The 13,703-nt window shown below is 56.9% G+C and carries 12 protein-coding genes; 3 read left to right on the forward strand and 9 right to left on the reverse strand.

The window, feature by feature from the left end; translation table 11 throughout:
* Positions 1-7: 7 nt before the first annotated feature.
* Positions 8-583, forward strand: a complete 576-nt coding sequence (locus RAE04_RS00105) for a TetR/AcrR family transcriptional regulator (RefSeq protein ID WP_317026016.1) — start codon at positions 8-10, stop codon at positions 581-583.
* 26 nt (positions 584-609) lie between these two features.
* Here RAE04_RS00105 and hisS read toward each other — a convergent pair whose 3' ends face one another.
* From hisS to tpx, 3 genes are all read right to left on the reverse strand, one after another.
* Positions 610-1,899 carry a histidine--tRNA ligase gene (gene hisS, locus RAE04_RS00110; RefSeq protein WP_317026017.1) on the reverse strand — a complete coding sequence of 430 codons (1,290 nt, stop codon included), beginning with the start codon at positions 1,897-1,899 and terminating at the stop codon, positions 610-612.
* Positions 1,900-1,904: 5 nt separating this feature from the next.
* The gene (locus tag RAE04_RS00115) at positions 1,905-2,540 is read right to left on the reverse strand and encodes an MBL fold metallo-hydrolase (RefSeq protein ID WP_317026018.1); all 636 of its coding nucleotides are present in this window, start codon (positions 2,538-2,540) and stop codon (positions 1,905-1,907) included.
* An 84-nt stretch (positions 2,541-2,624) separates the two neighbouring features.
* Positions 2,625-3,122: a thiol peroxidase gene (gene tpx, locus RAE04_RS00120; RefSeq protein ID WP_317026019.1), complete on the reverse strand. Its 498-nt coding sequence runs from the start codon at positions 3,120-3,122 to the stop codon at positions 2,625-2,627.
* A gap of 142 nt (positions 3,123-3,264) precedes the next feature.
* Between tpx and RAE04_RS00125 the strand changes: the two genes are divergently transcribed.
* Positions 3,265-4,125 (forward strand): peptidylprolyl isomerase, encoded by an 861-nt coding sequence (locus RAE04_RS00125; RefSeq protein ID WP_317026020.1) that lies wholly within the window; start codon positions 3,265-3,267, stop codon positions 4,123-4,125.
* A 357-nt stretch (positions 4,126-4,482) separates the two neighbouring features.
* Positions 4,483-4,791, forward strand: a complete 309-nt coding sequence (locus RAE04_RS00130; RefSeq protein ID WP_284787021.1) for a hypothetical protein — start codon at positions 4,483-4,485, stop codon at positions 4,789-4,791.
* A gap of 125 nt (positions 4,792-4,916) precedes the next feature.
* On the opposite strand, the gene RAE04_RS00135 is transcribed toward RAE04_RS00130, so the two are convergent.
* The 6 genes from RAE04_RS00135 to secF all read right to left on the reverse strand — a co-directional run bounded on the left by RAE04_RS00135 (position 4,917) and on the right by secF (position 13,703).
* Positions 4,917-5,489, reverse strand: a complete 573-nt coding sequence (locus RAE04_RS00135) for a DUF421 domain-containing protein (protein ID WP_284787019.1) — start codon at positions 5,487-5,489, stop codon at positions 4,917-4,919.
* 97 nt (positions 5,490-5,586) lie between these two features.
* Positions 5,587-7,659 carry a bifunctional UDP-sugar hydrolase/5'-nucleotidase gene (locus RAE04_RS00140; RefSeq protein ID WP_317026021.1) on the reverse strand — a complete coding sequence of 691 codons (2,073 nt, stop codon included), beginning with the start codon at positions 7,657-7,659 and terminating at the stop codon, positions 5,587-5,589.
* A gap of 188 nt (positions 7,660-7,847) precedes the next feature.
* On the reverse strand, positions 7,848-10,136 hold the full coding sequence (locus RAE04_RS00145; RefSeq protein ID WP_317026022.1) for a bifunctional (p)ppGpp synthetase/guanosine-3',5'-bis(diphosphate) 3'-pyrophosphohydrolase: 2,289 nt from the start codon (positions 10,134-10,136) through the stop codon (positions 7,848-7,850).
* A gap of 86 nt (positions 10,137-10,222) precedes the next feature.
* Positions 10,223-10,768 carry an adenine phosphoribosyltransferase gene (locus RAE04_RS00150; RefSeq protein WP_005324978.1) on the reverse strand — a complete coding sequence of 182 codons (546 nt, stop codon included), beginning with the start codon at positions 10,766-10,768 and terminating at the stop codon, positions 10,223-10,225.
* 53 nt (positions 10,769-10,821) lie between these two features.
* Positions 10,822-12,360 carry an ABC transporter substrate-binding protein gene (locus tag RAE04_RS00155; protein WP_317026023.1) on the reverse strand — a complete coding sequence of 513 codons (1,539 nt, stop codon included), beginning with the start codon at positions 12,358-12,360 and terminating at the stop codon, positions 10,822-10,824.
* A 182-nt stretch (positions 12,361-12,542) separates the two neighbouring features.
* The gene (secF, locus tag RAE04_RS00160) at positions 12,543-13,703 is read right to left on the reverse strand and encodes a protein translocase subunit SecF (RefSeq protein WP_317026024.1); all 1,161 of its coding nucleotides are present in this window, start codon (positions 13,701-13,703) and stop codon (positions 12,543-12,545) included.

Consider the following 13,703-nt stretch of genomic DNA (forward strand, 5'->3'; position numbering starts at 1 on the left):
GGACTCCATGCGCGCAGATGCCCTTCACCGCCGCACCGCCATTATCGCTGCGGCCTGCCAGCTCTTTCGTACCCACGGCGATGATGTCGCTTTGGAAAAAGTGGCTACACAGGCTGGCGTAAGTGTGGCAACGGTCTATCGCAACTTCCCCAACCGCGCGAGCCTTATCCGCGCGTGCGCGGAATATATGGGTGATGCCTTTGCCAAGTTTCAACAGCGCCTCATCGCGGACTTTGAAAACTCCACGCATTCTGGAGAAGACTACGTCCGGACCTACGCCAACCATATCCTGACCATGGGACTAAACACACTCATTCCTGCGTTCGTCCCTCAGGATTTGGACTCTCTTAGCCCTGAATTAACCGCCCAGCGCGACCTCCTAGAGCGCAACGGCCGACGGTTTATTGAGCTAGGCCAAGAGCAAGGCGAGATTGGCCCCGGCGTCACCCACCTCGAATTCATTGTGGGACTGTTAAGCTTGGCACGACCCCGCGAGGTTGATATTGAGGCCTACCAGCCGGATATTCAGGAAAAGATAATTGACCTCTTTCTGGCGGGCATAAAAAGTGGGCACCGCGCCTAAGCGCGATGCCCACCGACCAAAGAAATCTATGCCTCGACGTTCATTTCCCGAGCAAGTACGGATACTAGGTCAGAAACCTTTACGTCGTGCTGCTCATGGGCGGCAAGGTCCTTGAGCGCAACCGTGCCATTTTCTAGCTCCTGCTCACCCAAGACCAGCGCGAAGCGTGCACCGGCGCGATCGGCGCCCTTCATCGCGCCCTTCAGGCCGCGGTCTCCAAAGGACATATCCGCAGAGATTCCGGCCTTGCGGAGGTCATTGATCAAAGTGGTCATGGTGCGCTTGGCGGCAGCACCCAGTGCAACGCCAAAGACGTCCACGCGGGACTCCACGCCATCCAGGGTGATGCCCTCAGCCTCCAGCGCCAGCAGGGCGCGGTCGACACCCAGACCGTAGCCGATACCAGACAGGTCTTGGCCACCTAGCTGGGCCATCAGCCCGTCGTAGCGGCCACCGCCGCCGATGCCGGACTGAGCACCAAGTCCGTCATGGACGAACTCGAAGCAGGTCTTGGTGTAGTAGTCCAAGCCGCGGACCATGCGTGGATTAATCTCGTAGGCTACGCCCATATCGTCCAGCATGCCGGTAACGGTTTCAAAGTGCGCACGGCATTCGTCATTGAGGTGGTCGAGCATCAAGGGGGCGTCAGCAAGCTGCTCCTGGACCTCAGGGCGCTTGTCATCCAGTACGCGCAAAGGATTGATCTCTGCACGGTGGCGGGTCTCTTCATCCAAGTTGAGCTTAAAGAGGAATTCCTGCAGCTTCTCGCGGTAAGCCGGGCGGCAGTTGCGATCGCCCAAGCTGGTGAGCTCAAGGCGGAAGCCGTTAAGCCCCAGCGCGCGGAAGGAGCGATCCGCCAAAGCGATGACCTCGGCGTCTAGCGCGGGATCGTCCACGCCAATAGCTTCTACACCGACTTGCTGTAGCTGGCGGTAGCGGCCAGCCTGGGGACGCTCATAGCGGAAGAACGGACCAAAATAGTTGAGCTTCACGGGCAGCTGGCCGCGGTCCAGATTGTGCTCGATGACCGAGCGCATTACGCCGGCGGTACCCTCTGGGCGCAAAGTAACGGAGCGGTCGCCGCGATCAGCAAAGGTGTACATTTCCTTAGACACCACATCGGTGGACTCGCCCACGCCACGGGCAAAGAGCGCGGTGTCTTCGAAAATCGGCAGCTCGATGTGCTGGAAGCCGGAGAGATGTGCCTGTTCCACCATGGTCTGGCGCACCTTATAAAATGCGGCCGACTGTGGCGGGAAATAGTCTGGGACACCTTTGGGGGCGGACAGGGCTTGGAACTGCTTCTTATTACTCACGGGTATTACAGTACCTCCCTCAATGTTCCGAAGAAGGGATTGGTCGCCCTCTCCTTGCGCATGGTGGTGGTGGGACCGTGGCCGGGCAGAATGTCTAGGTTGTCTGCCAAACTCCACACCGGGCTGGCAAGAGATTTTTGCATGGCATTAGGGTCCGAGTGAGGTAAGTCGGTGCGCCCAATGGCGCCGGCAAAGAGCACGTCACCGGTGAGGGCAAAGTCCTCGGAGACAATCATCACGCATCCCGGCGAGTGCCCAGGCGCGTGTTTGAGCTCAAAGGTATGACCGATAAGCTCCAGGGTTTCGCCGTCATGGAGCTCGCGGAGGTCGGAGATGGGGGTCATATGGGCAGCGTCGAAAAGCTCTTGGGCCTGGGGTGATACTCCTTCGCCGCTGTCGAGCATAAACTTGTCAGCGGGATGAATATAGACAGGGATGTCGAGCTCAGCCGCCAAGGTGCCGGCATCCCGGGTGTGGTCAATGTGGCCGTGGGTGAGCACGATGGCCTCATAGTCCAAGTCATGCTCAAGGACTTTTCCCGCTGCATCCATGCCGGGATCCACTATGAAGGCGCGGCGGCCTTCCGCAATTACATAGGTATTCGTCTGAAACGGACCACCAGTAAAACCGTAAGTTTCCATACCCACTACCCTAGCTGCCCACATAAAAAAGAGCCGGTCTCCCCCATCTTCTGGATGAGTAGAGGCCGGCAACCGCCTGAAGGCTTAGCGCAAAATATCCCAAACCTTGTCGTAATCAAGCTGGGTTACAACGCCTGGAACCATTTGGGTGTGGATCACCTTGTGGTTTTCATCAGCCACCACCACGGAGCGGGCAAGCAGGCCTTCCAGGACGGAATCGCGCACAGTCACGCCGAACTTCTCACCAAAGTCAGAGCGAAATGCGGAGGCGGCGATGACATCATCAATGCCGTCAGCTGCGCAAAAGCGCTTGAGGGTAAAGGGCAAATCGAGAGAAACGGAAAGAAGCTTAGTGTTATCTAGCTGCGAAACCTGCTCATGAAAACGGCGCAGCTGATCCTGACAGGCAGGGGTTTCGATAGAGGGCAAGATGGAAATAATAAGGCGCGTGCCCGCAAAAGTCTCATTGGTAATCTGACGCAGGTCGGTACCGATAAGTTCAAATTCGGGCAGCGGGTCTCCCACTGCGGGAAGTTCACCAACGGTGGGCGTTGGCGGATCGGTGAAATCTGATTCAACCATAGAAACCAGAGTACTTATGATTGGGCTTAAAAGCTATTAACTTGCCCTATTTTCATGCCGACGCCCTCACGAGAGTATCCAACCGCTAGAATCGGTCAGGTTGAATCATGCCACCGATAATCGCTAGAAAGGTTGACTCCCGGTGCCGAATAATCAAAAGCGCGGCGAAGAGGCGCTGAGCAAACTCGAGCGCGAGCTGAAATCCCGCGAACGCAAGCAAAAGGCACGCCCATTGGGCGTTGTTGCCGCCTCCCTCGTAGTAATTCTCGCCCTCGTCGGCGGCATCTACTTCTTCTCCACCCGCGAAGGCGACGATGAAAATGTACAGGCTGAGGAGTCTTCCGCAGCTGAGACCTCGCAGGAAACCCCACAGGCGCAGCCCATCGCTGACAAGCGCGCTAAGGCTCTGCCGGATACTGTGACCTGTAAGTATGAGGACAACGGTCAAGAGTCCAACGGTGCGAAGAAGCCGAACGGCAAGGATATTTCCACCAATGGAACCGTCACCGTTTCCTTTGAAACCAACCAGGGCACCATTGAGATGGAAATGGACCGCGCCAAGGCGCCGTGTACCACCAACGCTATTTCTGAGCTGGCTAAGTCCGGCTACTACGATGACACCGTCTGCCACCGTATGACCTCAGGCGGGCTCAACGTGCTGCAATGCGGCGACCCAACCGGTTCCGGTTCCGGCGGTCCTGGCTTCAGCTTCACCGATGAGTACCCCACCGACGAGGTGGACGAGAAGGACGCACAGAACCCTGTTGTCTACCCGCGCGGCTCTGTCGCCATGGCTAACAGCGGCCCGGACACCAATGGTTCCCAGTTCTTCCTCAACTACGACGATTCTGAGCTGGCCCCGAGCTACACCTACTTCGCCACCATCACCGACAAGGGCATGAAGACGATGGACAAGATTGCCAAGAACGGCGTCGAAGGCGGCCAACCAGATGGCAAGCCGGCAAAGGAAGTCAAGATTAAGAAGGCAACCGTCAAAGCTTAAGCGGCGGAAAAGCCCTGCTTGACGACGCCCCCTCTTTACCCCACCGCACCACACCCTCTAACGGGGGCGGGCACAAAGCCCCGGCCATTCACCACACATTCCGTAGATGAATGCGCCGGGGCTTATCCTTTCCTTAAATTATACTGAGCCCGATTATGAGGGTTAAGCTGCAGAAACAGGAGAACACTAAAATTCCTCGAGATCACAAGAATCACAGTAGTAAACACGCAGCACACAGCGGCCGTTCAGCTAGTTCAGCCAATGAACAAAAACCTGCGAATACTGTTGCGGAAGCCTGTCAGCCTGTCTAGTATTTGAAACGTCTTTGAACACACCAAGCTTGTTAGGAATCAAAAAATGAAGCTTTTCTCCCGCAAGGCACTTGTTGCTGGCGCAACCGCTCTGTCCATGACCTTTGCTGGCACCACTGTAGCTACCGCTGCTGAGACAACCACTGCTACCAAGTCCGTAGAGACTAAGCCGGCAAGCACCCCGACCAAGACCACCAAGCCGTCTGAGGAGCCAAAGGAAGGCTCTTCCATCAAGGACTTGGATCCAGATGAAATCAAGGCTTGGATTGGTGTATTCACCGCCGTCATCGGCGCTCTGGGCACCCTTTTCGCCTTCGCAGACAAGTACCTCGACCTGCCTTTCGGCACCAAGTAAGGTCACCGCTTCATAGCGATTCTTAAGCCGCTGCATTCCAATAGGGAGTGCGGCGGCTTTTTCATAGGCTTTTGAGCAATCGGAAGTATTGCGCGACGCCTGTTTTTCCAGGTCTAGAGATGCATCTAGGACTCTTTGGCGTCCTCAATGTACTCGGCCCCTACGAGGTCCTTGAAAAGCTCTGGGTCGATTATTTGACCGACCCTGATGACAGAGATGTGACCCGTGGGCTCAAGGATCATAATCTGGACGTCCTGCATGCGGCTAATGCCTGCCTTGCGGGCAGCAGAATAAATATCTGACTTAGTAATATGTGCCAGGGTTAAGTTATCCTCAACCATCTTCCCGCGAAAGACTAGGAGAATTGGGCGCCGGTCAAGAAAGCGAGTCCACTTCACCACTTTGCGGATAGTACCAAACGCGGCCTCTAGAGCCATCAGGGTAGTCAAGCCGATGACGCCGGCGGCCAGGGTCGGTGGATTACCCACAATGACACGGCCTGCAACCGCGCCAAACATAATGATGATGATGGCATCTGAGGCCGTCATGGACGTAAGTACGCGAGAGCCAAATACCTTCACCAAAACCATGAAGGATAGGTAGATACCCAAAGTCGCCAGCACGACAACGGGAATACGGTGCCATTCAATACCCAGCTGATAAGTAATCTCGCGGAGGAAGAGTTCTAGAGTATCCACGACTGCTTAGGTTACCCGGCAGCCGCGAGACATACAGAAAAGGCGGAGCGTCACTCCCCCGTTCAGGAAGAGCCGCTCCGCCTTGCGTTGTGGTGTCCTAGATGTGGAACTGCTTGCGCAGGTCCTCAATCATCTTGCGAGCTGGGGCAGGAAGAATCTGCGGGTTCATGCCCACTACCGCAACGCCAGCTACCAGCGCTGCAACGATGGCAAGTACTGCGCCGCCCACGGAAGAGCCGTTGGAGGACAAGGAAGAGCCCTTCGGCTCAGGCTTAGCTCCCAGCTCTTCGGAGCCCTCGCCGCTTACCTCGAGTGGCAAAGTTGCCTTAGTTCCAGCGTCGGTGGTGATTTCTAGGTTCTGGGTACCGCTCAGGTTCTCTGGAACGGTGAGCTTTACCGTTGCGCGACCGCGCTCACCAAATTGCGCATCGCCTTCTTGCGCAGCATTGTCGATGTCGACGGTCTCCTCAGCGTCGCCCAACTTCACGGTTGCCTTCTTGGCCATCGGTTCGCCCTCGGTGGAGTAATTAAGGCTAGATAGATTGACGGTGATTTCTTCACCCGGCTTCACGTCCCCCTCAATGTGTGCACCGATCTGGCCCTGGCCGGTGCGAACCTCCGATTCACCCGACTTGATGTAATCGATCATAGCCTGAGTGTCCATGTAGCCCACATCGTTCTTGTCCTTGATGGAACCAGCGTTGAAGTAACCGTCACCGCCTGCTTCTTCATCACTGGAAGCAAGGAAGGAAGACAGGGCAATGGAGTAATCCTTCTTCGGATCAATTGGCTCGCCGTTGATGGTCACGGACTTTACGCGCTCGCCCTGGTCGGCCTTCTGGTCGTAGACAACCTGAACATTATTAGAAAGGCCCATGGCCAGGCGTGGACGGCTGCCTTCCTGCCACTGGTTGTCCAAAGCATTGATGAACTCCTCGCCGGAAATCTTGGCGGTAATCACGGAGTTGCCAAACGGCTGCACCTCAAAGATGTCCTTGTAGGTAACGTCACCACCCTTCAAGTCGGCCCGCACACCACCGGCGTTCATCACACCGATCTCGATATCCTTGCCTACCTGCTTGCTCATGGCATAGCGTTGGCCTTCTGCGATGAAGTTATTGAGGGTGGATTCTACGCCACGGTTGGAGCCTGCCTCTGCGCCTTCGTCAGAGCCACGGAACAGGTCTTGCTTCACATTGCCGGCAGTCTTAGAACCTTCAACCTCGGCTTCCTTCTGTGCCTTCTCAACGACGGCCGCAATCTCGGCGTCCGGCTCAACAGCGGCAGCAGCCGTAGCATCGTACTGGCTGAGTTTGATGTCGGTTACCTTCTTGGCGGACTTGTCAAAGGTAATGTCGACGTCATTAAGCAGCTTGCCATACTCATGACCCTGCGCCCATTGCAATGGGAGTGCGCCTTCGCGCGGGACTTCGCCCTTGGTACGCTGGTGAGTATCGCCGCCGAAGAGCACGTCTACGTCTTTATTGAAGCCCTCGGCATATTCTTGGGCATCCTCGTGGAAAAGGGCGACAACAACGTCTGCTTCGCCGGATTCCTTTAGCCGGGTGGCCTCTTCATTCGTTGCCTTTACTGGGTCCGTGAAGGTAACGCCCGGGATCTTCGCCGCGGATACCTTGTACTTGGTATTTTCCGTCACGGTTCCGACATAGCCCACCTTGACGCCGTCCACCTCTTCAACGTGAGAAGGCTTGAGCAAGGGTTGGCCATCCTTAAGCACGTTTGCACCCAGGATGGGGTACGTGGAGCTCGGCTGAATGCGCTCGGTGAGATCCTCGGTGCCCTTATCGAACTCGTGGTTGCCCACTGCTGACACCTTCATGCCCATCTGATTGAGAGCCTCAAGGGTGTACTTGTCATCAGAAATTGCAGAGACGAAGGCGGAGCCACCCACATTATCGCCCGAGGAGGTCAGGTTGAATTCCTGCCCCTCATTTACCTGTTTAATGAGGGTCTGCAGACGAGCTACGCCGATCTCATCGCCGGCCTTGGCTGGGTCACCAATCTTGTCTTCCAAGTGACCGTGAATATCGGTGATATTGGTGACGGAGATGGTGGTCTTAGTTTCCTGTGCTACCGCCTGCGCGCCGGAGAGAGCAACAGCGGAAACAGTAGTGGCGGCCACGAGCTGGCCGATGCGACGGAACTGCATTGAAGTACTCCTAGATAGTAGAAAGCGACAGGATAATTTATATCGCTTTGCTAACTACTTGGCAGGAGAAATTAAGCTTGCTTGCTGGAGTTTTACCTTGCAGCAGTCAAGAATTCACACACAGGTAACCTCCCCGATGCCTTCGCGTTGCTTGCCCCGCCCCTCCTTGAGGGTGGGGGCACAGCGCCTTAGGCGGTTACTCGGTAAACGTCAAAGACGCCTTCGGTATTGCGCAGTGTGGTCATCAAGGTTCCCAATTGCTTGGTATCCGAGACGGAGAATGTGAACCTTACCGTCGCGATATGGTCATCGCCACGATTAGAGTTCATGGTCAAAACGTTGATGTTCTCATCGCTCATTACCCGAGTGAGCTCCGAAAGGAGGCCCTGACGGTCGAGGGCTTCCAATTGCAGCGTCGCCGAGAAAGCGCCCGTTGCGGAGGTCCCAGAAGACCAGGCCACCTCTAGCATGCGCTCTGGTTCTGCCTTGAGCTTTTCCGCATTAGTGCAGTCGGCTCGGTGCACGGAGACTCCCCCGCCGCGTGTAACGAAACCGAAAATGGCATCGCCCGGCACGGGCTGGCAACACTTGGCAAGCTTTGCCATCACATCGGGGCTGCCTTCCACCAAGATGCCAGTGCCCGATGCCGAGTCTTCAGTGTGTTGGGCGCGGGAGTGCTCAATCTCAGACAGTGGCGTGCGCGAGGCCAGGGTGTCAATGGCATCGTCTTGGTCGCCGAACATGGCAACCAATTGGTTGGCCACGTGTTGAGCAGAAACGTGGCCCGCGCCGATGGCGGTATACAGCGAATCGACGTCAGCGTAGTGCAGCTGCTCGGCTACCTGCTTCATGGAGCTGGCGGTAAACAGGCGGTGCATAGGCAGGCCGCCGCGCTGGACTTCGGTCGCCAGGGCATCGCGGCCGGCTTCCAAGTGTTCTTCACGGCGTTCCTTGGCAAACCACTGCCGCACCTTGGTCTTGGCGCGAGCGGACACGAGGAAATCCTGCCAATCGCGGGACGGACCAGCATTGGGATCCTTGGAGGTAAAGATTTCCACCTTGTCGCCGGACTTTAGCTTCGATTCAAGCGCGACGAGCTTGCCATTGACTTTGGCGCCGATACACCTGTGCCCCACCTCAGTATGTACTGCGTAGGCAAAGTCCACCGGAGTTGAACCGGCAGGCAAGTTCACCACATCGCCTTTCGGGGTAAAGGCGAAGATTTGCTTGGCGGTCAGGTCGTAGCGCAGCGAGTCGAGGAACTCGTTGGGATCGGCGGCTTCCTTCTGCCAGTCCAGAAGTTGGCGCATCCAAGCCATCTGGTCCACTTCTTCCTGGTGGCCCGAGTTCTTGCCCTTGGTTTCTTTGTAGCGCCAGTGAGCGGCCACGCCGAATTCGGCGTTGTAGTGCATCTCGTGGGTGCGTACCTGGACCTCTAGCGTCGCGCCACCATTGCCCAGCACGGTGGTGTGCAGCGACTGGTAGACGCCAAATCGCGGCGAAGAAATATAGTCCTTAAAGCGCCCGGGCAGAGCTTGGTAGATCGAGTGAACCACGCCAATTGCGGCATAACAGCTATTGACGTCTTCGACTAGGATGCGGATGCCCACTAGATCAAAAATCTCTGCAAAGTCGCGGCCGCGTACGATCATCTTTTGATAGATGGACCAGTAGTGCTTTGGGCGGCCCATAACTTCGGCTTCAATGCCATTTTCCTTCAGCGCCCCACTGACCTGGCTAATGATCTCTTTCAGCGCGCGATCGCGCGAGGGGGCGCGATCTGCCACCATGCGCACGATCTCGTCATATTTCTTCGGATACAAGATGGCAAAGGACAGATCTTCCAGCTCCCACTTCACGCTGGCCATGCCGAGGCGGTGAGCTAGCGGCGCGATAACCTCGAGGGTTTGCCGCGCCTTCTTAGCCTGTTTTTCGGGCGGGAGGAACCGCATTGTGCGCATATTGTGCAGGCGGTCGCTGACCTTAATGACCAGGACTCGGGGGTCGGTGGCCATGGCGACAATCATCTTACGAATGGTCTCGGCCTCTGCGGCCGACCCCAGTGCCACCTTGTCCAGCTTGGTCACGCCATCGACCAAGCGAGCCACCTCCGGACCGAACTCTCGGGTGAGGTCCTCTAGCGAATAGTCCGTATCCTCCACGGTGTCGTGTAGCAGCGCTGCAACGATGGTGGTGGTGTCCATACCGATCTCCGCCGCGATCGTCGCCACGGCGAGCGGGTGGGTAATATACGGTTCTCCGGATTTGCGAAAGACACCCTCATGAAGCCGCTCCGCAGTGTCATAGGCGCGATTAAGCAAATCAGCATCGGCCTTGGGATGAAACTTGCGGTGAATGGACATCAACGGGTCCAGCACCGGATTTACCTTCACTCGGCCGCCGGTAAGCGAACGAGCGAGGCGAGCCGACATGCTGCGCATTCCGCCGCCGGACTGGCGCTTTACGGGTTTGTCCATGGCCAAATCTACCGCCCTTCACAGTGCCACAGGCCTTGTGGCCTCATGTCCATCTAGATCGTGGAATCTAGCTTAGGCATCCCATCTTAGTCTGTGGCATTCAACACAATGAGCGGCGGTCCGGATAAGCGCTCACGCCCGTTGAGACCCTTGACTTCCAACACCACCACATTGCCAGCGACTTCGGCACCTGCGGACTCAAGCAAAAGCTTGGCACCGTGGAGGGTGCCACCGGTGGCCAAGACGTCGTCGACAAGCACTACGCGCTTGCCCTTGATGTCAACGCCGCTGGCTGGAATCTCCAGCGCCGCAGAGCCATACTCCAGCTCATATTCCTCGGTATATACCGGAGGGGGAAGCTTGCCCTTCTTGCGGATGGCCAGGATACCCAGTCCCATCTTGTAGGCGACGGCCGAGCCGAGGAGGAATCCACGGGCGTCTAGGCCGCCAATCATATCTGCGCCCAATTCCTCGCAGGCGGCCGCCAAGCCGTCCACTACGGTGCGAAATGCCTCTGGGTCCGCCAAGACTGGGGTGAGGTCCTCAAAGAGGATGCCCTCCTCTGGGAAGTCTTGAACGAGGCGAACCTTGTCCTTGAGTGCCTGTGCTGCTGATTCGTAGTGCGAACTCATAATCTTCCTTGAGAAATAATTGCGAGAGGTCGTAAACGCCCGATATTCGGGGCCTATTCCTTGTCCGTTGGGACGGTGCTGTGCCAGCGGTCCATATTCCAACCGATACCCGAGACGCCAGTGTACGGCAGGACACCTTCCACGTCGCGGCGGACGAGAAAGACGCGCGGCTGCGCGGAGAGCGGAATGGATGCCACATCCTTCCACAGAGCCTCTTCTGTTTTCTTCAGCTCCGCAGAGTTCTTCATGCTGGACTCCACCGTGGAATATTCCGTCTGGGGATCGACCGGTCCGAGGAAGGCATCGACGGTAGGCGTCCAGGTTTCCGGATCCATTTCCAAGTAGTGCTGGGACATGAACTCCGCAGACGCGTCCTCAATGGTGATACCAGCCGGCTCACAGGATGCACGAAGTTGTTCCACCATGGCGGCGTAGCGTTTGTCTGGCCCCAAATAGCCGACCTTGATGGTCGTACCGTTGAGGTCGCCGGCCTTGGCTAAATCGGTGTCTTGGTGTTGCTTACCCACCTTGTCTAGACCGCCGGCGACTGGGTTGGTAGCGGAAACAGTACGCAGGTAGGCCGGTGGCACCTCCACGCCAGAGGCCGCTGAGCTTGCTTGCGCAACAGCCTGCTGGTCGACGCAAGCGGCAAAGCTCTCGCGTGCCCACGGCTCCGCGAATATTCCAGCTTCAGATAGCGTGAGCGTGTCCGTAAGCTCGCCAACCATTGGAGTGACCTCGTAAGGGGACTCCCCTGACTCATCCTTCGTGCTGTCCAGCCAGTCAGGGTTTTCACTTGCGGCATCCACTACGCGCAACGCGCCTTTATCTGCGAGCTTTTGTGCATCAGCATCCGAAGGCCAGACCACAACATGTTCCTCGGCGGGGGCGTCTCCGAAGTACTTTTCGTTTGCTTTGAGAATGATCTCCCCTTCGTCGCCTACCTTGTCAATGACATAGGGGCCGAAGGAGACCTGCAGCTCGGGATCTAGTTGATCCTTGGCCACGGAGAAGCCATAGCGCCATTCCTTAGCAACCGGCGCAAGCGCCTGCATGTCTTCTACTGTCAGCGCCGCGTTGAGTTCCTTAACGCTCAACCCGGACTTTTTGGCTAGGGCATGGGCCGGCATGATCGTGCCGGCGCCAAACATGTGGCGCCAGCGCTGCCCCTGATCCTTGTTAAAAGTCAAGGTGAACCTTTTACCTTGGGGCTCACAGCTAAAATCCGCGATGTCATTCATCAACGGCATATGTGAGGCAAATTCAGCTGGATGAGTACCGGCCACATACGCCAAAAAGTAGTCATCACAGGTAACGGGAGTGCCATCGGAAAAGACGGCATCCTCCTCCAAAGTGAGCTGAATGCTGCGCTGGTCACTGCCGGCTACAGGCGGAAGCTCTTCCGTCTCCACTAGATCCGCATTGGGGATCAGCTCGCCGGAGGGCCCGGGCACGAAAAGTCCTGGATAAAGCCGCGTAGACAACAGACCGGCGGAGGTGGCATCACCAAAAGACGTGCCGGCATTGGTCGTGGCCAAGCGGGAATTTACCTGGTAGCCAAAGTATCCGTAGGATTCTGGCTCCTGCGGCACGCTAGCTGTGTCCTCCTCACTGCCCTGCCCGCTACAGGCAGAAGCAGCTAGGGCTATGGCCGAAACGCACGAGGTAATTACTTTCCTTCCCCAGTGACGTTCACTAGAACCGCTCTTTAACTTAAGCACCGTATTTTGCCCTCACTTCAGCTACCACTCCGCGAATATTTTACTACCGGAGGTTACCGGCCCGGGCGCCAGGTTGCGCCGGGTTGTCCAGTGGACTCGGCCGGATCATCATCGATCTCAGCCGGAGTGGCGGTTGCGCTCGTTGGTGAGACCACGGTGCGGGCGGGGGATGCTGCGCCAGATTCTGCCGCGGCATTCTCGTCCTTGCCGGCACGGTAGTCCGTGACCCGCTTGTTGTGACGCTTGATCCTCTTGGACATGTTGGCGAAGGTCACAACCAAAGGCGTAGCGAAGAAGATGGAGGAGAAAATACCCTCGACCACACCGATGAGCTGGATGAGCGCCAAATCGCGGAGGGTACCGATACCCATGAGCCACACAGCTACCACGAAGAGCGCGATGATAGGCAGCGCAGAAATAACCGAGGTAGAAATCGAGCGCATAACGGTCTGGTTAATAGCCAAGTTTGTCAGTTCAGCATAGGTCTTCTTGCGTTGGCCCTCGAGGCCTTCCGTATTTTCGTTGATCTTGTCAAAGACGATGACCGAGTCATACATAGAGAAGGTCAGGACGGTGAGCAGACCAATGATGACAGCCGGGGAAACTTCGAAGCCAAAGAGGGCATAAATGCCGGCGATGATCACGCCGTCTGCAATCAGTGCGATGATGGCGGCGAAAGCCATGTTCTTCTGCAAGCGAATGGCCACGTAGACGGTCGCAGCCACCAGGAAGACCAGCATGGCAATGAGCATGCGCTGGGTAATAGAAGAACCCCAGGATTCGGATACCGTGGACGAGCCAATGGCGTCCGGGGTGGCCTTGCCGTTTTCATCCTTCGGTTGGAAGTTGTCATAGATAGCCGCGCGGGCCGCATCCACGTCCTCTTGGCTCAAGCGCTCAGAAACGATTTCCAAGGTCTCGGAATCGCCAGCGCCCACGATGTGAACCTGCTCGGGTTCTACACCGGTGGAGTCTTCGAAGACCTGGCTTACCTCATCTTCCTTGAGGTCGCCTGCCGGCATCGACAAAGTGGTGCCGCCTTCGAAGTCAATAGAGAGCGAGAAACCACGAATGAGGATCGCGGCCACTGCGGCCACGATAAGTGCTGCAGTGATGCCGTACCACAGCTTGGTGCGGCCGATGAAGTCATAACCGCGCTCGTCCTCGTAGAGGCGGTCCATCCGGGAAATCTTATGCTTAGTCGAAACAGCCAT

The sequence above is a fragment of the Corynebacterium sp. CTNIH16 genome, assembly GCF_032821655.1.
Classification (GTDB): Bacteria; Actinomycetota; Actinomycetes; order Mycobacteriales; family Mycobacteriaceae; genus Corynebacterium; species Corynebacterium marquesiae.

Excerpts from the sequence above, each read along its gene's own strand:
- RAE04_RS00105 (WP_317026016.1), top strand. The coding sequence starts at position 8 with ATGCGCGCAGATGCCCTTCACCGCCGCACCGCCATTATCGCTGCGGCC.
- tpx (WP_317026019.1), bottom strand. The coding sequence starts at position 3,122 with ATGGTTGAATCAGATTTCACCGATCCGCCAACGCCCACCGTTGGTGAA.
- RAE04_RS00140 (WP_317026021.1), bottom strand. The coding sequence starts at position 7,659 with ATGCAGTTCCGTCGCATCGGCCAGCTCGTGGCCGCCACTACTGTTTCC.
- RAE04_RS00115 (WP_317026018.1), bottom strand. The coding sequence starts at position 2,540 with ATGGAAACTTACGGTTTTACTGGTGGTCCGTTTCAGACGAATACCTAT.
- RAE04_RS00150 (WP_005324978.1), bottom strand. The coding sequence starts at position 10,768 with ATGAGTTCGCACTACGAATCAGCAGCACAGGCACTCAAGGACAAGGTT.
- RAE04_RS00130 (WP_284787021.1), top strand. The coding sequence starts at position 4,483 with ATGAAGCTTTTCTCCCGCAAGGCACTTGTTGCTGGCGCAACCGCTCTG.
- RAE04_RS00145 (WP_317026022.1), bottom strand. The coding sequence starts at position 10,136 with ATGGACAAACCCGTAAAGCGCCAGTCCGGCGGCGGAATGCGCAGCATG.
- secF (WP_317026024.1), bottom strand. The coding sequence starts at position 13,703 with ATGGCTGTTTCGACTAAGCATAAGATTTCCCGGATGGACCGCCTCTAC.